Raw genomic sequence first — 18225 nt, 5'->3', positions numbered from 1 at the left:
TCGTCGTCCTCAGATAGTCGCCCTGAGGCGCGGATTGAGCAGGACATAGGCAATGTCGGCGAGAAGGTTCATCAGGATGAAGCCGACGGCAGTGCAGAGCACGATGCCCTGGACGACGGCATAATCGCGGGTGAACACGGCATCGACGGTCATCTTGCCGAAGCCCGGAATGGTGAAGATCTGTTCGGTCAACACGGCACCGGCAAGCAGCTCACCGAAGAGCAGCGCCAGAAGCGTGATGACCGGCAGAAGGGCATTGCGGAAACTGTGCGACAGGATGATCTCGCGTGGCGACAGCCCCTTTGCGCGGGCGGTGCGGATGTAGTCGGAGCTTAAAACCGCGACCATGGCTGAGCGGGTATGGCGCATCAGCGTCGCGGCCAGCGCATTGCCGAGCACGAAGGCGGGCATGATCATCGTCTGGATGGACCGGACCGGATCGACGAAGATCGATTCATAACCGGAGGCCGGAAGCCATCCGAGCTGCACCGAGACAAGCAGGATCAGCATGATGCCGAGCCAGAAATTCGGGATGGAGAGGCCGGAAAGCGCCACGATATTGGCGGTGTAGTCGATCCAGGTATTCTTCTTCACCGCAGCCAGAATGCCGATCGGGATGCCGATGATCATCGCGAAGAACATCGCCATGACGGCAAGCTGGATGGTGACCGGCAGTTTCTGCCCGATCAGTTCCAGCACCGGCTGGTTGGTTCTGAGCGAAATGCCGAAATCGCCCGTCACGACGCCACCCAGCCAGTTGAGGTACTGGATCGGCATCGGATCGTTGAGACGATATTTCTCGCGCAGGAATTCGATCGTTGCCGGATCGCGCTCTTCACCGGCCATGGCGAGAACCGGATCGCCGGGCAAAAGCTTCTGCAGTGAAAAGACGAAGATCGAAATGATCAGCAGCGTCGGGATCGCGACCAGCAGTCGCTTGCCGATGTAAACAGGCATGGCATCGCCCTCGTTCAGGCCAGGTCTCGGTATTGGTCAGTCTGAGCGCCGCACGGGGATTTTCCCCGCGCGGCTACCTTTCTGAAATCGGCGATCAGTCCTTGCTAACGCCGAGCAGGCGGATCATGCCGTCCGGCGACGGTGCCCAGCCCTTGACCTTTTTGGAAAGGGCATAGGCATAGGGCTGGTGGCCCAGATAGATGATCGGCATGTCCTCATCGAGGATCGCCATGGCCGCGTCATACTTTTCCTTGCGCACCGCATCATCGGTCGAAGCACGAGCCGCGTTGAGCAGTTCGTCGACCTTCGGGTTGCAATACTTCACGTCGTTGATGCCGCCCTTGCAGGTGACGAACTGGTGAATATTGCCGTCCGGATCGATACGGCCGGACCAATCGGAGCGCGACAGCTGATAGTTGCCAGCGGTCTGTTCGGAAAGAAGCGTGGCGAACTCGGTCGCCTTCAGCGTGACGTTGAAGCCAGCCTCCGCCACCATGGACTGGATGACCTGCATCATCTGGGTCTGGGTGGTGTTGTTGGCATGCTGCAGCTCGATGTCGAGCTTCTCATAGCCCGCTTCCTTCATCAGCTGCTTGGCCTTTTCGACATCGCGCGCAGGAACCGGAATATCCTTGTCGAACCAGGGGCTCGATGGCGGGAACGGCTGGTTGCCGGCCTTGGACGTGCCTTCGAAAACGATCTGGCCGATCGCCTCGCGGTCGATCGCCAGCGAAAATGCCTGGCGCAGGCGCTTGTCCTTGCCGAGCGGGTTGTCCGCACGCGGGCCGTTGCCGATGTTGACATACATCGCCATGTAACCCGGACCAATCACGTCGGCATAGGTGAGGTTCGCATCACTCTTCACCGATTCCGCGTCGGAAGCGGAAATACGCTCGGCCATGTCGAGATCGCCCGAACGCAGGTTGGCGAGCTTCACCGTCGTGTCGGGGATCGGCAGATAGGTCACCTTGTCGACCAGAACCTTGTCCTTGTCCCAATAGTCGGCAAATTTTTCCAGCACGATACGGTCCTGCTGGATACGCTCGACGAACTTGAACGGGCCGGCGCAGACCGGCTTGGAGCCGAAATTGGCGCCGAGTTCCTTGGCAGCCTTCGGCGCAACAATCATGCCGGCGCGATCGGAAAGCTGAGCAAGCAGCGTTACGTCAGCGGATTTCAGCGTGAACTTGACTTCCAGCGGGCCGGTTGCCTCGACCTTGGCGACCGAGGAAAGCTCGCTCTTGCGGCGCGATTCCGGCAGGGTCATGTTGCGTTCGATGGTGGCGACAACCGCCGCTGCATCGAGCACTTCGCCATCATGGAACTTGACGCCATCACGGATCTTCATCGTCAGAACCTTGCCCTCTTCGGACCAGGCCCATTCGGTCGCCAGCTGCGGCACGACCTTCATGTCCTGATCGATATCGACAAGCTTGTCGCACATCGCGGTATAGACGATGCGGCCGACAAAGGTACGCGACTGGGCAGGATCCAGCACGTCCGCGTCGTCGTTGAGACCGATGCGTAGTTCAGACGACATGGCCGGCATGGCCATCAAGGCACTGGCGAGCAGCGCCGCACTCAAAGCGGTAATTCTCTTCATGTTCTATCCTCTGGTCTGACTATCTTTGACGTTATTTTTCTTGTTGGCCGGCCCGACGGGCCAGGCGGTCTTCAGTCGGCGGATCACGAGGCGGCGCTGATGTCGCCTCCATCGGTTTCCTCCGTATCGGGCGACGATACCGCCGCGGCGGTTTCGTCGAGAAACTCAAGTGAGGTGGCGCGGATCAGCCGCTCCTGGTGCATCAGAAGGTGCTGGCGCATGGCTTCGCCCGCACGGCCGGGATCCCGGGCGGCAATCGCATCGACGATCGCCATGTGCTGTTCGTAAGAGGTTCGCCCATTGGTTCCGGTGCGCCGGGCGCGTTCGCGGATGGACTGCCACGCCTCGTCCTGGCGAACGCGGTTGACAACATCGAAGATCGACAGGAACAGTCCATTGCCGGCGCTCTGGGCGATCTGGCGATGGAGCGAGCCGTCCCACAATTCCTTGCTGTCGGCATCCGTGCTCTGGCCGGTCTTTTCGGCGAGTGCCCGCATACGCTCGATTTCGGAAGGTTTGGCACGCATGGCGGCAAGCTGTGCGAGTTGCGGTTCGATGCGCAGGCGCACTTCCATGATTTCCATGAAATCGGTGCCGGCGACCAGTTCGTCGACCTGTGCCGACCAGCCATCCGGCTTTTCACCTAAAAAGGTTCCGGCTCCCTGACGGCGCCAGACCAGCCCTTCCGCTTCCAGAACCTCAAGCGCACGGCGGACTGCCCGGCGGCCAACATTCAGCGTTTCCGCAAAGGCCCGCTCCGTCGGAAGGCGTCCGTCCTTTGCCACCTCGCTGTTCCGGATGAACTCGCGAAGCCTTGCCAAGGCGAAGTTGGAATTGTCGTTAGGGCTTATGGTCAAATCGCACCATTTGGTCGAACCAATTCTCTATTGGTTCATCTTGGAGGATTTTTCTCACACCCGTCAAGCCATTTTTTAGGCTTTGGCCGTCATCGCTCAAAATGTAAGCAGGGAGGATTATTCGGTCCGGCCATTCTTCAGCTTGCCGCTACATTTGCACAGCAAAACGCCGGCATCTCGAGTGAGGCGCCGGCGAAGGTTGCGGATATTGGAACTGGTGCCGGAGGCGCTGTTTCAGGCTGTTGCGCGCATGATGACGCGCGGCGACTTCGTCAGGCGAATACCGCCCTGCTTGCCGACCACCACGGTTTCACTGAAACCTAGGCCTTGCGCCGTGGCATAGAGATGGAAGACCATGCCCTCCTCCAGCGGCCAGTCGGATGTCGGCAGGAAGGTGCCGGAAAAATCGCTGGTGCGCGGCGTGCGGGTGTAAAGGCCGAGCGTATAGGCGGTGACATTGTCGTAGACCGGCCGCAGGCCGGCATCGAGCGCACCCTGCCGCATGATCGCATCGACATCGCTGGCGATCGCACCGGGTTTCATCGCTGCAATCTGCTGGTTCTGCAATTCGACCAGCTTCTCGGCTGCCGCCGCAAGCGCATCCGATGGCTTTCCGACCACGATCGGCCGCATCATCCGCGCGCCGTAATTGCCGACGCGCGGAATGAGCTCGACATGCAACACGTCGCCCTCCTCGATCGCCTCGGTCTTGAACACGCCATGGAGAAACTCATGGCTGCCGGAAGCCTTGACCACCGGACCGACCTCACCGGTATCGGCGCCCTCGCGCAGAAACACGCCCGATGCAATGGCGGCCGCATCGCGCGTCGTCATGCCGGGCTTTGCCTGTCTTGCGATCTCCGCCATCGCCTTGTCGGCAATTTCGGATGCCTGTGCAAGAACGGCAATCTCTGCCTCGGATTTCACCCAGCGCAGGCTGTCGCTCAGGCCCGGCATCGGCACGAATGTCACCTCCGGCAGAAGCGCCTGCAACCGCATGAAGGTGGCAGCACTCATGCTGTAGGAACTGGTGTCAAGGCCGATCCGCGCCGTGCCGAAGCCATGGTCGCGAATGCTTGCGGCGACTGCCGCCTGCGCTTCCTCTGTATCGGCAAAACCGACGACGTCGGTGATCCAGCTCTTTTCACGGCATGGCGCTTCGTCGAGCGCGCGCAAGGTAAACCAGGCTTCCCCCTCGCGCGGCAAAAAGGCCGCGCGATACATGGTTTCGGAGACGGTATAACCCGTCAGCCATGCCAGCAACTCGCCGCTGTCGGCGAGCAGTAGATCCGCGCCGGAAGCCGCCATGGCGTCCCGGGCGAGAGTGATGCGTCGATCATATTCCGCCCGGGAGAACATCTTATGCTACCTCGCAGATGTCGAGGATGGTCAGCATGTAGACACGGATCATGTCGAGGAAGTCGACGATGTCGACGCGCTCGTCGGGCATGGTGTTGTAACGACCGCCCGGACCGCAGACGATGCCTTCCATGCCAAGCTCATGATAGAGATGCCCGGCATCGGTGCCGTAGAAACGTGTCGGGGTGATCGCACCGGTCGGCTGCTTTTCGCCGCGCACGGCCTCGTAAGCGGCATTGATCGACTTGACGATGCGGCTGTCCGGCGAAACCTCGAAGGGTGGCATCAGCGGACGGCCTTCGATCATATCCGGAACCAGCTTGGCCTGAAGCCCGGGGAAGCGGCCTTCGAGCAGGCGCAGTTCAGCTTCGACGTCAGCCAGCACGCTTTCCTGTGTCTGTCCCGGCGCATAACGCAACGAGCCGCGCAGGCGAACGAAATCGGCTACCTGTGGCGGACGCCATTCCGCGAAATCCCGGCCGAGCGCGCCATGAACGACGCCGACATGGCCGCGGTTGATCGAGCGATGTTCATCGCTCTTGGCGCCGCTGAAGGTCATCGCGTTGATGCGCGGAATGATATCGCAGGCGGCTGCGATCGCATCGACGGATTCCTCGCGCTTCGACAAGTGGCGAGTGTCGCCGGTCAGTTCGATGACATAGCTGAGTGCTGCCGCATGCATGGTGACGGCAACGAGATCGCTCGGCTCGCTGTTGATGAAATAGTCGGCCTTCACGCCGCTCTTGATTGCCGCCAGCGTACCGACGCCACCCTGCAATTCGCCGACGACGAAGGTCAGGACCACATCGCCCTTCAGCTTGACGCCGGCATCGAGCAGGGTCTTCACCGCGCAGAAATAGGCGGCATCGCCTGCCTTCATGTTGGAAACACCGATGCCGTAGATGAAGTTGTCGTCGACAAGACCGGCATAGGGATCGACCGTCCAGCCTTCAGTGACCGGATTGGTGTCGAGATGGCCGTTGAACAGCAGGCTCTTGCCACCACCGGTGCCCTTCAGTCGGCCGATCGTGTTAAAGCGGTTGCCGTCATCGAAGGCCTGCAGTTCGGCCTCTACGCCGATCTTTTCCAGTTCCTTGGCCATCCAGCGGGCGAGATCCTTCTCGCCTTCGGTCTCCGAATGGCTTTTGTGCTGGACCATTTTCGACAGGAAATCGAGGCAGGCCTTTTCGTCGATCCGGTCCAACAGGGACTTCGGGTCCATTGTCATGCTCCTTGATGCATTATCACTGGTATTGGTCATTGAAATTGGGCCGCGGCGCGTGGCACCGCTTCGATCAGCCGGCGGGTATAGTCGGCCCGCTCGGGACTATCGATCTCGTCCGCCTTCACCACCTCGATCAGGTCGCCGCGATACATGACGGCGATCCGATGGGCGATCTGGCGGATCAGGTTGAGATCGTGGGTGATGAAGAGATAGGCCGTGCCGCTCGCCTTCTGCAGTTCCAGCAGCAACTCCACGACGGAAGCCTGAACCGAAACATCGAGCGCCGAAGTGATCTCGTCGCAGATGACCAGTTTCGGTTTCGATGCGAAGGCCCGCGCAATCGCCACACGCTGTTTCTCGCCGCCGGAAAGCTGATGCGGATAACGGTTGGCATGGGTGCGCGGCAGGCGCACCTGTTCCAGCATGTCGCCGACCTGTTTTTCGAGATTGCTGCCGTCACCGAAAAGTTTCAGCGGCCGCGACAGAATTTCAAAGATTTTCTGGCGCGGATTGAGCGATGCATCCGGGTGCTGGAAGATGATCTGCACATCCTTGCGATAGGCATTGTCCATATCGCCGAGATGCCTGATCTCGCGTCCGTCGAACCAGATCTTGCCCTCGAACCGGTTGAGGCCGGTCATGGCCTTGGCAAGCGTCGACTTGCCGGAACCGCTCTCGCCGACAATGCCGAGGATTTCGCCCGGATTGACGCTGAGGCTAATCGCATTGTTGCCGGTCACACGGTCGGTCTTCTTGCCTGTCAGTGCCGCGAGAAACGATTTGCGGCCGAAATGCACGCTGACATTCTCGACCTTCACCAGCGGCTTTTCGGCCACGACCACATCTTCCTTCACCAGACGATGAGCCGGGTCGGGAACGGCGTCGATCAGCTCGCGGGTGTAGTCCTGCTGCGGATTGGTGAAGATATCGCGGACGGCGCCCTGTTCGACGATATCGCCGCGCTTGATGACGGCGACGCGGCTTGCAGTACGGGCCACCAGCGCAAGGTCATGGGAGATATAGAGCGAGGCGACACCCGTCTCGGCCTGCAGCTCGACGAACAGGTCGAGGATCTGGCGCGAGGTGATCACATCGAGTGCCGTGGTCGGTTCGTCGAAGATGATGCATTCCGGGTTGCAGGCAAAAGCCGACGCGATGACGACGCGCTGCTTTTCGCCGCCGGAGACTTCATGCGGCATGCGGTTCATCATCTGCGCGGGCGTCTTGAGGCCCACATGGGCCAGCCGCTCCTCACCCTCCTTCCATGCCTGCTGACGGCTCAGACCGCGATGGCGCATCAGGACTTCTGCCAGCTGTGTGCCGAGCGAAAGCGTCGGATTGAGCGAGGTGCTCGGATCCTGGAACACCATGCTGATGCGCCGGCCGCGAATAGCCTCCATCTGTCGCTCGGACTTGTCGAGAAGATTGTCGCCGCCGAGCAGAATGCGCCCGCCCGGTTCGCGGGCATTCTTCGGCAGATAGCGCATGATCGACCATGCAAGCGATGTCTTGCCCGAGCCGCTTTCGCCGACGAGGCCGAGGATCTCGCCGCGACTGATGGCGAGGTCGATGTTTTTCAACGCATGATACGGACCGTTGGCAGTCCCGTAATCCAGCGAATAGTTCTCGATCGCGAGAACCGGCGTGTTTTCGGTGTTGGTCATGGGTGTCACCTCAGGTCCGCGGATTGAGGGCATCGCGGAGACCGTCGCCCAGAAGGTTGAAGCCGACGGCGACGATGGCGATTGCCACGCTTGGCCAGATCAGGATGCCGGCGGAAAGATGCATGTAACGGCGGGCTTCCGAGACCATCAGGCCCCATTCGGCAGCCGGCGGCTGTGCGCCGAGACCGAGGAAGGAGAGTGTCGCAAACAGCATCACGGCAAACGAGACGCGGATGGTCATCTCGACGATGATCGGCGCGATCACGTTCGGCAGCATTTCGCGGCGGATGATGTAGGCGGAGCTTTCGCCACGGGCGATTGCCGCATTCACATAGTCCTGCTTGCGCACCGACAGCGCCACGCTTCGGGTAATGCGGGCCATGCCGGGGGCAAATGCGATGGCGACGGCCACCAGCGCATTGACCGTGCTGGAGCCGAGAAGATTGACCACGAGAAGCGCGAAAAGCAGGCTCGGGATCGACATGACGGCATCGATGGTGCGCATGATCAGCTCGTCGGCGCGGCCGCCGAGGAAGGCGGAAGCGGTGCCGATCAGGGCGCCGATCAGCGTGCCGGCGATGGTGGCGAGAACCGCCATGACGACGGTGGCGCGGGCGCCGATCAGAAGGCGGCTGAAGATGTCACGGCCATATTGGTCGGTGCCGAGCCAGTACATCATGCTCGGTCCCTTGTAGCGGGCAAGCGGCGACAGCTTTTCCGGATCGTAAGGGGCTACCATCGGGCCGAATACGACGATTGCCAGAACCAGCACCACGAGGAAGGTGCCGATTGCACCCTGCGGTGTCTTCAGAAGACGTTTCATGAACTCAGTCATACTGGATCCTCTTGTCGAGCCAGGCATAGAGGATGTCGGCGATGAAATTGACGATCGAATAGGTGGCGGCCATGATCAGAACGCCGGCCTGGATGGCAGGCAGGTCGCGCGCCTGGATGGCGACGATCAGCTGACGGCCAATGCCGGGAATGGCGAAGATCTCTTCCACCACGATGACACCACCGAGAAGATAACCGACATCGAGCGCGACGATGGTGATGGTCGGCAAAAGCGCGTTGCGCAGCGCGTGACGGCGAAGCACATGCCCGCGGGACATGCCTTTCAGCCTTGCCGCGCGAATATAATCCGTATGCAGCACGTCGACGAGTTCGGAGCGCACCATGCGGGAAACGTGGGCGATCAGGATGATCGAGATGACGCAGACCGGCAGGACGAGATGCGAAATGCCATCGAGGAAATTGTCTGTCAGCGGCACATAGCCTGTCGGCGGCAGCCACTTCATCCAGTCGGCGAAGAGAAGGACGGCGATCGTCGCCGTGACGAATTCGGGCAGTGCGACGCCGGCATAGGAGATCAGGCTCACCACCATATCGGCGATCTTGCCGCGTCTGATCGCAGCGATGATGCCGAGCGGAATGGCAAGGATCAGCATCAGGCCGATCGACAGGAACGCCAGAAGCAGCGAGCGCCCGAGCGCTTCGAACATGGCTGGCCCGACCGGCTGGCCGGTGCGCAACGAGGTGCCGAGATCACCCTGCACGACATGCCAGAGCCAGGTCGCATATTGCTGCCAGATCGGCGCATCGAGGCCCATGGTCTGGCGCAAAGCGTCGAGCGCTTCCGGGGTGGCGTTTTCGCCCAGCATCATAACGGCAGCGTCGGCTGGCAGGATCTGGGTAATGGCGAAGACGATGAGTGACACGACAAGGAGCGTGTAGACGATCATCACCAGCCGCTTGGCTATGTAGTTCGGAGACAGGGGCGTGTTCCTTGGTCAAGAGGGCCGGACGCACCGAGGCGTCCGGCGATATTGGCGGTCGGATGGATCAGCCGCGCTTCGGTGCCTTGTCGGTCAGCGAAGCGTAGTCGAGACGGAAGACCGAGGCGCGCGGATGCGCTTCGAAACCTTCGACCCAGCTGCGCTTGGCGGCCAGAACGTCGAAGAAGGACGGGATGATCGAGGGAACTTCCTCGTTCATGATTTCCTGTGCCTTGGTGTAAAGCTCGGTGCGCTTTGCTTCGTCGGTCGTGCCGCGGGCTTCGGCAACCAGAGCATCGAATGCCTTGTTGTTCCAGCGCGTCTCGTTCCAGGCTGCATCGGACGTGTAGAGCAGCTTGAAGATGCCGTCAGGGGTCGGCTGCATGTTGTAGAAGCCGACGTAGAACGAACCCTTTTTCCATACCTGTTCCAGATAGGTCGCATGCGGCATGGTCTGGACGTTGATGGTGATGCCCGCTTCCTTGGCCATTTCGCGCAGTGCGACGGCAAGCTGGGTGCGTACGGCCGGGCGGTCGGAAGCGATCAGAGTTGCTTCGAGGCCGTTCGGGAAACCTGCTTCGGCGAGAAGCTTCTTGGCTTCTTCGATATTGGCCTCGCGCTGCTTCACCTGGCTGAAGAACTGGTAGGACGGGTTGAGCGGCGTGTCGTTGCCGATCGTGCCGAAACCTTCTGTGACGAAACCGACCATGGCTTCACGATCGACCGTGAGCGCGATTGCCTTGCGAACGCGGGGATCGTTGAACGGGGCGGTGTCGCAACCGAAATTGATGTTGCAGAACTGGCCCGACGGCGTGCGCAGCGTGGTAATGCCGTCATTGCCGTCGACGCGCATGAATTCCGGCGGCTGGATCGTGGAGATGACGTCGATATCGCCGGACAGCAGTGCAGAGCTTTCAGCCGACGTGTCCGGGAAGACATGCACTTCGACGCGGTCGAGGTAAGGGCGTGCCGGGTCGTAATACTTTTCGTTGCGCTCGACGACGATCAGGCGGTCCGGCTCGTAAGAGGTGAGCTTGAACGGGCCTGTGCCGACGGCCTTGGTCGAGAGGCTCTTCAGGTCGCCGGTGGCGATGGCGGCCGGGATGATACGGGCATTCGTATAGGCCATCGAGACAGGCAAGTCGGCATAGGCGCCGGACAGCTTGAACAGCACGGTTGCATCGTCGACGGCGATGATATCGGCGATCGGGCCGACATTGTTGCGGCCGGGCGAAGCCGTTGCGGGATCGAGGATTGCCTTGAAGGTGGCGACGACATCCTTGGCGGTGAAGGCCGAACCATCATGGAAGGTGACGCCGGTGCGCAGCTTGAAGGTCCATTCGGTCAGCGCATCGTTGGCGCTCCAGCTTTCGGCCAGGTCCGGCTCAACGGACATGTCGACGCGCAGGCGCGTCAGGTTGCTATAGAGCAGCTCGGTAACGAGATATTCCGGGTTCACGCGGGTAAGCAGCGGATGGATGACACTTGCCGCCTGGTCGACGGAAATCTTCAGCGTGCCGCCCTTGGTCGGCGCTGCCTGCGCAAAGCTCATCGAAGGTGCTGCGAGGATGGCGGCGGTGCCAGCGAGGAAGAAGCGGCGTTTCATTTCCAGCATGTTTTAGTTCCCTTGGTTATTAGCTGCGGTTTTCAGGATTGGCGTGTTTCCGGGATCGAATCGGCGGAAAAATCCGCCGCGAGATAGGCGAGAATGCTTTTGGCGAGCGCGATAATGTCCTGTCGCGTCGTGTGTTCTTCCGGGCTGTGGATGCAGCTTTCCGGCCGGCCGAGGCCGCCGAGCAGCACTTCCGGGCCGAAACCCGCCTTCTGCACGTAACCGAAGTCCGAACACGAGGCCGCGCCCCATTTAGCAAAATCTTGCTTGTCGTAGCCGAAACCTTCCGACAGGGCCTTCTGCCAGCGCGGCCAGTGCGGGCCGTCCGGATCGTCGGTCGGTATCAGGTGGCCGACGAGATCGACGGCGAGCTTGAGATCCGTTCCCGCAAGGCAGGTATGGATCGCGGTCTCGATTTCGGCACGCGCCGCCTCATAGCTTTCTTCCGGCGCATAACGGCGCGAAACGAGGATCTTGATTTCGGCCGGCACCTGCCCGCCTGCGGTCCCGCCATTGACCGCCGCAATCGTCAGCGATGGCCTGAGCGGTCCGGTCGCATGTGGTGGCGGAGCGAGTTTCGATGATTTTTTGGCTACTTCCGGCTTGAGTGCCGCAAGCGCGTTCAGCACCGGCAATGCGCCTTCGATGGCGTTGACGCCGGCGCCCGTGCGGTTGCCCTCGCCGGCATGCACCGCATGACCGGTGATGGTCACCTGCAGATTGAAGATACCGAAACAGCCGGCCCAGACACGCGGCGCGGCCGAGCCGTTGAAATTGAGGATATGGCCCTTCAGCATGCCCTGTTCGGCGAGATAGCGGATGCCGGGGTAAAGCCCGCCCTCCTCGTCGGTGCACAGAAGCAGCATCGGATCATATGCAAGAGACACGCCGCATTCCTTCGCCGCGCGCAGCGCCAGAAGCGTTGCGGCGATCGTGCCCTTCATGTCGGCAGCGCCCAAACCATAGAGATTGTCGCCCTCGATCGTCATTGAGAGCGGGTCGCGCGTCCAGCCGGGAGCAACCGGAACCGTATCGACATGATAATAAAGACCACAGACGGGTTTTCCACTTTCACGCGCGGCGACCAGATTGATGCGTTCGCCGGATGCGGGACCACCGGCAACATACCAGAGGTCGCGCGGGACAGTCACACGCTCAAAATCGAAGCCGAGAGGCTCAAGCAACTCGCTCATCAGATCGGCGAATGGTGCATATCCTTCGCCGGGCGGAAAGGACGTATCGACCGCAACCATGCGTGACAAATCCTGAACCGCGATCTCGACATCGCGCTCAATCGCTGTCATGGCAGACTTAAGAGGGTCATGATGAAGGTCGGGCTGCGGCACGGTCATTGTGGTATCCTGGGCCTCCGGCGCTCGCCTCCTCAGCTTGCGCTTTAATATAAACTATATAGTAATACTGCGTAGATCGGGATAGCGAGTCAACTCCAAAGAAGAGGCAAATAATTGCCGGAATTGCCCAATATATCATCAGATGCCGGAAAGCTCGGCGAGCTTTCTTTACCGCTTTATGAAGTGGTTAAGCGGCAAATCACTGAAGCGATCATGATCGGGAAACTTGAGCCCGGCTCGGTTCTGCCTAGCGAAGTGGCACTGTCGCAAACCTACGGGGTCGCCGTCGGCACCATCCGCCGCGCCCTGATGGACCTCACCAATGACGGCATACTCAGCCGCCGCCGCAAGACGGGCACGGTTGTCACCGGTCGCAAGCCACAGCACAGCCTGCGCCTGTTTTTCCAGTATTTTCGCCTCCACGGTCTCGATGGCTCGCTGAGCAAGTCGGTAACAACGGTGACCTCACTTGATCATGCGACGGCTTCCACCGACGAGGCTGGAAAGCTGCAGATCGAAAAAGACGCGCCGATCGTCCGTTTCCATCGTTTCAGAAGCATCGATGACCGCCCGATCATGCACGAGACACTCACCCTGTCGCGTGAAAGAGTGCCAAATTTCCCTGAGAAAAAAGAAGAGATCCCTTCACTCTTCTACCTGCATCTTCTGGAGCATCATGGCATCCGCATATCGGCGGTCCGCGAGCAGATTGGTGCCGATCTGGCGACGGAAGACGATGCCCGCTGGCTCGATCTGAAACTGCCGGCAGCAGTGCTCACCATCGACGAAGTCGCCTACGACCAGATGGCCGTGCCAGTGCTGATCTCCGCTCACCGGGCAACCACTGCCAACCACCGCTACGTCAACGAAGTCCAATGATCCCGACGCCGGACCGATATCTCGGTCCGGCTGATACCACCCTGTTCAATAACCCTCGTCGCAAAGCCTGGCGACCTCATCGATCGTCAGCGCATCGATGCCAAGCGCCGGCAGAAGATCGTTCTGTCCCGGCAGATCATGGCCGGTTGCGGCCGACATCATCGCAATGCCCGCATCATGCAGCATCGTCGGCTTGCCGGCGAGACGGCCGAGCAGCGAGGTTGGCACGAGGCCGAAAGGCACGTCCTCGTAGATATAACGGCTGTCCACCGTCGTCGGGCCGAAACCGCCACGACCTTCCGCATGCATCTGCTGGTTCATCTCCGATACCGTTCCCATCGGCACGTGGAAGGACAGCGAGAAGTGTTCGCGCACGGTGCGCACCGAGAGGCCAAGCGTCGCGGCAATCGCAAGACGCTCCTCGTCAAGCGTTTCGATGACACGGCCGACGGTCGGGGTGATGTTGTCGCCCTGACCCCAGGTCTCACCCTTTTCCATGCGGGTAAGGTTTAAAAGCGCGATCCCGAGATGGTTCTGCGGGTTGAGATTGCTGAGCGAAATCGCCATAACGCCATCGCGCTTGACGAAACGATCGCCGAAAAGCTCTGCGCAAAGCGCATGGCCGGCATCGATCTCCGATTTCGGCAGGGTCGCAATGTCCACCTTCTGGCGAACCGTATTCACCTTCACCGTCGTCATGTCCGGCTGCAGCCGACCGGTGAGGAGCGTCGTTCCCCACACACTGATTGGCAGTTTCACGCCGCGCGCAGCAAGGCCTTTAGACAGGTAGAGCGCGCCAAAGGAGCAATGCGAGGAGATGATCACCGGCTGACCGGATTTGAGATACGGGATTGCGGCATCGAACGCGGCTTTGTGACCGTAGCCCGGCAACGCGACGACGATGACATCGGCGGAGGTCACCGCCTCTTCGCAATCCCTGGCGATACGCACCCGGCCGGAGAAGTCGAAAGCGCCATTCGCTGTCAGTTCGGCACCGTCGGCCAGCGCCTTCGTACTCTTTCCGGATGGCGACCACAGCATGGGGTCATGGCCTTCCTTCGCAAGATAGGCGGCCATTCCGAATGCGATCGATCCGGCTCCGAGGATACTGACGCGCATGGTTTCTCCTTGATGATTGAGACGATTTTTTAAGGCAGGGGTGGCCTACATGTATTTGGTCGGCAGCGCCGTTGTAAACTTCATTTCCTCCATGGCGATGGAAGAGCTCAGGTCGGAGAACTCCAACCGGCTGATCAGGTTCTTGTAGACCTGATCGTAGACATCGATATCCGGCACCACGACGCGCAGCAGGTAGTCGGCATCGCCGGTCAGCCGATAGGCCTCGAGAATTTCGGGTATTTCCTTGATCTCCTTGCGGAAATCGTCGAGCCAGGTCGTGGTGTGGCGCGGCACCTTGACCGAGATGAAGATCGTCATGGGTACATTCGCCATACGCCGGTCGATCAGCGCCACCTTGGAGCGGATCAGCCCGATATCCTCCATGCGCTTGATCCGGCGCCAGCAGGGCGTATGCGACAGGCCCACTTCTTCAGCGATCTCGACAACCGACTTTTCGGCATTCTGCTGAAGGATCTCGATGATCTTCCGGTCTATTTGATCAAACATGACGACTCCGGGATAAAATTGCGCTTTGACAAGTTTGTGTGGGAATTTTTTCCATCAAACGCCGCAGCAATAATGAATGATTGTTCGCACAGGAGCGTATCGAGCGATATTTTGCGCGCACCCCACCCTCTTGGCGGACGGACATCCGCCTAAAATCCATGCAGCGATGATCAAAATTTAAACCATCCGCCAATTCTGTCAAATCATCCTATCAGATTCGCCATTTTCTAGGATGATATTGCAATATTAATCTGATCATTGTTAAAAAAAGCAATCCGTCTCCATGCCCGTTTGTCTACCCTCTTTCCAAACACAACAACCTGATGGGTGGAAAGATGAAAAGGATTGGTCTGATCGGCGGCATGAGCTGGGAAAGCACGGCGGTTTATTACCGTCGCGTCAACGAGCAGGTGCGCGAGCGGCTCGGAGGGTTAAATTCTGCGGACGTGGTAATGCGTTCTGTCAATTTTCAGGATATCGTAACCCTTCAAAAACTGGGGGCCTGGGAACAGGCGGCGGGCGAATTGAGCAAGGTTGCGAGAGATTTGGAACAGGCTGGAGCAGACATGATCCTGATCTGCACCAACACGATGCACCTTCTTGCGGACGACGTGCAGAGCTCGGTCGACGTACCCTTGCTGCATATTGCCGACGTGACCGGAGAGGCCGTGACGGCCGCCGGATGCAAGCGTCCACTGCTTCTCGCCACTCGCTACACGATGGAACAGGATTTCTACCGTCGCCGTGTGGAAGACAAGTTCGGCCTGGAAGTCCTGATTCCGGATGCGCAAGACCGGCAGGACGTGCACGACATCATTTTCTGCGAACTCTGCTGCGGCATCGTCAAGAGCGCCTCGCATCAGCGCTATCTGGATATCGTCGAGAAGGGCAAGGCGGCCGGGGCCGACAGCGTCATCCTGGGCTGCACCGAGATCGGCCTTCTGGTGAGCGCCGACGATTTCGACATTCCGACATTCGATTCGACCCTGCTGCATGCGGATGCCGCGGTCGACATATCTCTTGCTGTGGCCCGAGCGGCCAAGGCGGAAACAGGGCTGGCAGCGCCGATACACTAGCTGGGGGTGTGAAGTCTGCAATGCCTAGGGGAACCCGGACAGGAAAATAAGGAGACTGACATGCGAGACTTCACACAAACACGCCGTTCGACGCTCAAGATGCTGGCCGCTGGGACCGGCATCCTGGCCGCACCGTCGATCATCCGCCCTGCCATGGCGCAGAGCAAGGTGGTCAACATCACCACCTACGACAAGTTCGTTCCCCAGTCCTTCATCGACCAGTTCCAGAAGGACACCGGGATCGAAGTCCGCATCCGTCTCACCGACGACCAGGGCAAGCAGTACAACCTGCTTGCCGCCGAAGGTAACGCGCCCTCCACCGACATCGTCACCGTCACCGGCCACCGCTTGTCGCAGTTCATCACCTCCAACCTGCTTGCCCCGCTCGACACAGGCCGGATCGGCAACTGGAACAAGCTTGCCCCGGCCTATGCCGGCGCGCCGCAGCTGACCATCGACGGCAAGACCTATGGCGTGCCGCTTCTCGCCGGTTTCGAAGGTCTCGTGCGCAACACCGAATACACCAAGCCGTCGGACAGCTGGGAAATCATGTTCGACCCGGAATACAAGGAGCTGACCTCCTACATCGTTTCCGACTTCCTCTCGATCGTCATGCGTTATCAGGGCAGCGACGGCGACTATGTCACCTATGAAGGCAAGGACGCGATCGCCCAGGAAGCGACCAACAAGGCGCGCGACTACCTGATCTCGCAAAAGGGCCAGGTCCGCAAATATTACGATGCCGGTTCCGAAGTGCAGCAGATGTTCGTCAACGAGGATATCTATGTCGCGCAGGCATGGTCGGGCCCTGCCGCCAAGCTGATCATGGACGGCCACCCGATTGAGCTCTCGATCCCGAAGGAAGGCACCTACGGCTTCCTCTATTCGTTCAACGTCGTCAACAATGCGCCAAATGCCGAGGCTGCCTACCAGTTCCTCAACGCCATGCTGGCGTCGCCGGAAATCGGCGCGGCCATGAGCCGCCAGTCCGGTTTTGCCTCGGCCTTCGCCGGCGTAGACACGGTGCTGGACGAAAAGGAACGGGCCGCCATGACACTTCCCGATGAACAGATGCAGCGCATCCAGTTCTTCAGCTCGGTCAACCGCAAGATGAAGAACGACATGATCGACAAGGCAACTGCCGAAGTTAAGGCCGGCTGAGCCGCCCATCCGTGATCCGAGCGGCCGATCTCGCAATCAGGATCGGCCGTTCGGAACTGCAGTCATAAGCAAAAAGACGAATGGGAACGTAATGATGGTCGACAGTAGTATGACCGATACCGCGAAAGTGTCTCCAAGGGCCGGCCCTTCCTATGCCGGATGGATCGGCAAGCTGGCGAATTCGCCGATTTACGCCGCAACGATCGGCCTGATTGCCAACAGCCGCATGGCCCGCCTCGTGCTGCTTCTGGCAATCCCGCTCATCTGGATCGTCACGCTCCATATCGGCCCGATCTACCAGATGGCCCGCATCAGCATCATGGACAATTATCCGCCGGCACCGGGCGGGACGGTCTATACGCTCGACAATTACCGGCTGTTCTTCCAGGAACCGCTCTATTTCATGCCGTTCCTGCGCAGCATCGTTTTTGCCGTCTGCGTTACCGCCACGACGCTGGTCGTCGTCTATCCGGTCGCCTATTACGTTGCCAAAGTGGTCAAGCCGGAAAACCGCACGCGCGCCCTGCTGCTGCTGCTGACGCCCTTTTGGGCCGGTGAACTGATCCGCACCTTCTCGGTCATCATGTTCCTCGCCAACCGCGGCGCCGTGAACGTCTTCCTGCGCGAGATCGGCTTCATCGATCGCCCGATCATCATGCTCTACAACTATTTCTCGTTGAGCTTCGGCGTCATCTACCTGATCTCGCTGTTCATGCTCCTGCCGCTCTATTCCGCGATCGAAAAGATCCCGACCTCGCTGGTCGATGCCGCGGCCGATCTCGGGGCCGGCCCCTGGGCTCGTTTCCGCCGGGTCATCCTGCCATTGTCGAGGGACGGCATCATCTCGGGCTGCAGCCTCGTCTATCTCACCTCGATCGGCGTTTTCGCCGCCCCGCTTCTTCTCGGCGGGCCGAACTCGACGATCTTCCCGGAGATCATCGCCAGCCTGTTCCACGGTTCCAGCGACAAATGGCCGGAAGGTGCCGCCTTCTCCATCCTGATGCTTGCCGTCTCGCTGTCGACCGTCGGTCTGTTCATGCGTGTCGTCGGCGGCCGTACCGTCAAGCTGATGTGAGGAT

Annotated in this window: 16 protein-coding genes; 4 read left to right on the top strand and 12 right to left on the bottom strand. The window is 60.0% G+C overall.

What is annotated here, in order from left to right:
• Window positions 1-9: 9 nt before the first annotated feature.
• The 10 genes from HNQ72_RS18130 to HNQ72_RS18085 all read right to left on the bottom strand — a co-directional run bounded on the left by HNQ72_RS18130 (window position 10) and on the right by HNQ72_RS18085 (window position 12404).
• Window positions 10-957 carry an ABC transporter permease gene (locus tag HNQ72_RS18130; RefSeq protein WP_183826696.1) on the bottom strand — a complete coding sequence of 316 codons (948 nt, stop codon included), beginning with the start codon at window positions 955-957 and terminating at the stop codon, window positions 10-12.
• Between the two features lie 94 nt (window positions 958-1051).
• A complete protein-coding gene (locus HNQ72_RS18125; protein ID WP_183993919.1) occupies window positions 1052-2560 on the bottom strand; it encodes an ABC transporter substrate-binding protein in 1509 nt (502 codons plus the stop codon).
• Window positions 2561-2643: 83 nt separating this feature from the next.
• Window positions 2644-3417 (bottom strand): FadR/GntR family transcriptional regulator, encoded by a 774-nt coding sequence (locus HNQ72_RS18120; RefSeq protein WP_183993917.1) that lies wholly within the window; start codon window positions 3415-3417, stop codon window positions 2644-2646.
• 234 nt (window positions 3418-3651) lie between these two features.
• On the bottom strand, window positions 3652-4776 hold the full coding sequence (locus HNQ72_RS18115; RefSeq protein ID WP_183993915.1) for a M24 family metallopeptidase: 1125 nt from the start codon (window positions 4774-4776) through the stop codon (window positions 3652-3654).
• A gap of 1 nt (window position 4777) precedes the next feature.
• Window positions 4778-5998 carry a M20 family metallopeptidase gene (locus HNQ72_RS18110; RefSeq protein WP_183993913.1) on the bottom strand — a complete coding sequence of 407 codons (1221 nt, stop codon included), beginning with the start codon at window positions 5996-5998 and terminating at the stop codon, window positions 4778-4780.
• 35 nt (window positions 5999-6033) lie between these two features.
• Window positions 6034-7665 carry a nickel ABC transporter ATP-binding protein NikE gene (gene nikE, locus HNQ72_RS18105; protein ID WP_183993911.1) on the bottom strand — a complete coding sequence of 544 codons (1632 nt, stop codon included), beginning with the start codon at window positions 7663-7665 and terminating at the stop codon, window positions 6034-6036.
• 10 nt (window positions 7666-7675) lie between these two features.
• Window positions 7676-8500, bottom strand: coding sequence for an ABC transporter permease (locus HNQ72_RS18100; RefSeq protein WP_183993909.1), 825 nt, complete (start codon window positions 8498-8500; stop codon window positions 7676-7678).
• Window positions 8493-9440: an ABC transporter permease gene (locus HNQ72_RS18095; RefSeq protein ID WP_183994423.1), complete on the bottom strand. Its 948-nt coding sequence runs from the start codon at window positions 9438-9440 to the stop codon at window positions 8493-8495. Before HNQ72_RS18095 ends, HNQ72_RS18100 begins: the two co-directional genes overlap by 8 nt.
• Before the next feature lie 67 nt (window positions 9441-9507).
• Window positions 9508-11055, bottom strand: coding sequence for an ABC transporter substrate-binding protein (locus HNQ72_RS18090; protein ID WP_183993907.1), 1548 nt, complete (start codon window positions 11053-11055; stop codon window positions 9508-9510).
• A gap of 32 nt (window positions 11056-11087) precedes the next feature.
• Entirely contained in the window at window positions 11088-12404 is a 1317-nt protein-coding gene (locus HNQ72_RS18085; RefSeq protein ID WP_183993905.1) for a M20 family metallopeptidase, read from the bottom strand.
• A gap of 114 nt (window positions 12405-12518) precedes the next feature.
• Between HNQ72_RS18085 and HNQ72_RS18080 the strand changes: the two genes are divergently transcribed.
• Window positions 12519-13283 carry a GntR family transcriptional regulator gene (locus tag HNQ72_RS18080; RefSeq protein WP_183993903.1) on the top strand — a complete coding sequence of 255 codons (765 nt, stop codon included), beginning with the start codon at window positions 12519-12521 and terminating at the stop codon, window positions 13281-13283.
• 45 nt (window positions 13284-13328) lie between these two features.
• Here HNQ72_RS18080 and HNQ72_RS18075 read toward each other — a convergent pair whose 3' ends face one another.
• Both HNQ72_RS18075 and HNQ72_RS18070 read right to left on the bottom strand, forming a co-directional pair.
• Window positions 13329-14402: an NAD/NADP-dependent octopine/nopaline dehydrogenase family protein gene (locus HNQ72_RS18075; protein WP_183993901.1), complete on the bottom strand. Its 1074-nt coding sequence runs from the start codon at window positions 14400-14402 to the stop codon at window positions 13329-13331.
• Window positions 14403-14447: 45 nt separating this feature from the next.
• The gene (locus HNQ72_RS18070) at window positions 14448-14909 is read right to left on the bottom strand and encodes an Lrp/AsnC family transcriptional regulator (protein ID WP_148146678.1); all 462 of its coding nucleotides are present in this window, start codon (window positions 14907-14909) and stop codon (window positions 14448-14450) included.
• 335 nt (window positions 14910-15244) lie between these two features.
• Here HNQ72_RS18070 and HNQ72_RS18065 point away from each other — a divergent pair, with 335 nt between their 5' ends.
• The 3 genes from HNQ72_RS18065 to HNQ72_RS18055 all read left to right on the top strand — a co-directional run bounded on the left by HNQ72_RS18065 (window position 15245) and on the right by HNQ72_RS18055 (window position 18221).
• Window positions 15245-15985 (top strand): aspartate/glutamate racemase family protein, encoded by a 741-nt coding sequence (locus HNQ72_RS18065; RefSeq protein WP_183993899.1) that lies wholly within the window; start codon window positions 15245-15247, stop codon window positions 15983-15985.
• A gap of 60 nt (window positions 15986-16045) precedes the next feature.
• Window positions 16046-17146, top strand: a complete 1101-nt coding sequence (locus HNQ72_RS18060) for an extracellular solute-binding protein (RefSeq protein WP_183993897.1) — start codon at window positions 16046-16048, stop codon at window positions 17144-17146.
• 94 nt (window positions 17147-17240) lie between these two features.
• The gene (locus HNQ72_RS18055) at window positions 17241-18221 is read left to right on the top strand and encodes an ABC transporter permease (protein WP_183993895.1); all 981 of its coding nucleotides are present in this window, start codon (window positions 17241-17243) and stop codon (window positions 18219-18221) included.
• The last annotated feature ends 4 nt before the right edge of the window (window positions 18222-18225 follow it).

It is taken from the genome of Aliirhizobium wenxiniae (assembly GCF_014201355.1).
GTDB lineage: Bacteria > Pseudomonadota > Alphaproteobacteria > Rhizobiales > Rhizobiaceae > Neorhizobium > Neorhizobium wenxiniae.
This window is presented reverse-complemented; position numbering and strand designations above follow the sequence as displayed.

What these genes read in the sequence shown, in the direction of transcription:
- HNQ72_RS18130 (WP_183826696.1), bottom strand. Translation starts at nt 957, where the DNA reads ATGCCTGTTTACATCGGCAAGCGACTGCTGGTCGCGATCCCGACGCTG.
- HNQ72_RS18125 (WP_183993919.1), bottom strand. Translation starts at nt 2,560, where the DNA reads ATGAAGAGAATTACCGCTTTGAGTGCGGCGCTGCTCGCCAGTGCCTTG.
- HNQ72_RS18115 (WP_183993915.1), bottom strand. Translation starts at nt 4,776, where the DNA reads ATGTTCTCCCGGGCGGAATATGATCGACGCATCACTCTCGCCCGGGAC.
- HNQ72_RS18110 (WP_183993913.1), bottom strand. Translation starts at nt 5,998, where the DNA reads ATGGACCCGAAGTCCCTGTTGGACCGGATCGACGAAAAGGCCTGCCTC.
- nikE (WP_183993911.1), bottom strand. Translation starts at nt 7,665, where the DNA reads ATGACCAACACCGAAAACACGCCGGTTCTCGCGATCGAGAACTATTCG.
- HNQ72_RS18100 (WP_183993909.1), bottom strand. Translation starts at nt 8,500, where the DNA reads ATGACTGAGTTCATGAAACGTCTTCTGAAGACACCGCAGGGTGCAATC.
- HNQ72_RS18090 (WP_183993907.1), bottom strand. Translation starts at nt 11,055, where the DNA reads ATGCTGGAAATGAAACGCCGCTTCTTCCTCGCTGGCACCGCCGCCATC.
- HNQ72_RS18085 (WP_183993905.1), bottom strand. Translation starts at nt 12,404, where the DNA reads ATGACCGTGCCGCAGCCCGACCTTCATCATGACCCTCTTAAGTCTGCC.
- HNQ72_RS18075 (WP_183993901.1), bottom strand. Translation starts at nt 14,402, where the DNA reads ATGCGCGTCAGTATCCTCGGAGCCGGATCGATCGCATTCGGAATGGCC.
- HNQ72_RS18070 (WP_148146678.1), bottom strand. Translation starts at nt 14,909, where the DNA reads ATGTTTGATCAAATAGACCGGAAGATCATCGAGATCCTTCAGCAGAAT.
- HNQ72_RS18065 (WP_183993899.1), top strand. Translation starts at nt 15,245, where the DNA reads ATGAAAAGGATTGGTCTGATCGGCGGCATGAGCTGGGAAAGCACGGCG.
- HNQ72_RS18060 (WP_183993897.1), top strand. Translation starts at nt 16,046, where the DNA reads ATGCGAGACTTCACACAAACACGCCGTTCGACGCTCAAGATGCTGGCC.
- HNQ72_RS18055 (WP_183993895.1), top strand. Translation starts at nt 17,241, where the DNA reads ATGGTCGACAGTAGTATGACCGATACCGCGAAAGTGTCTCCAAGGGCC.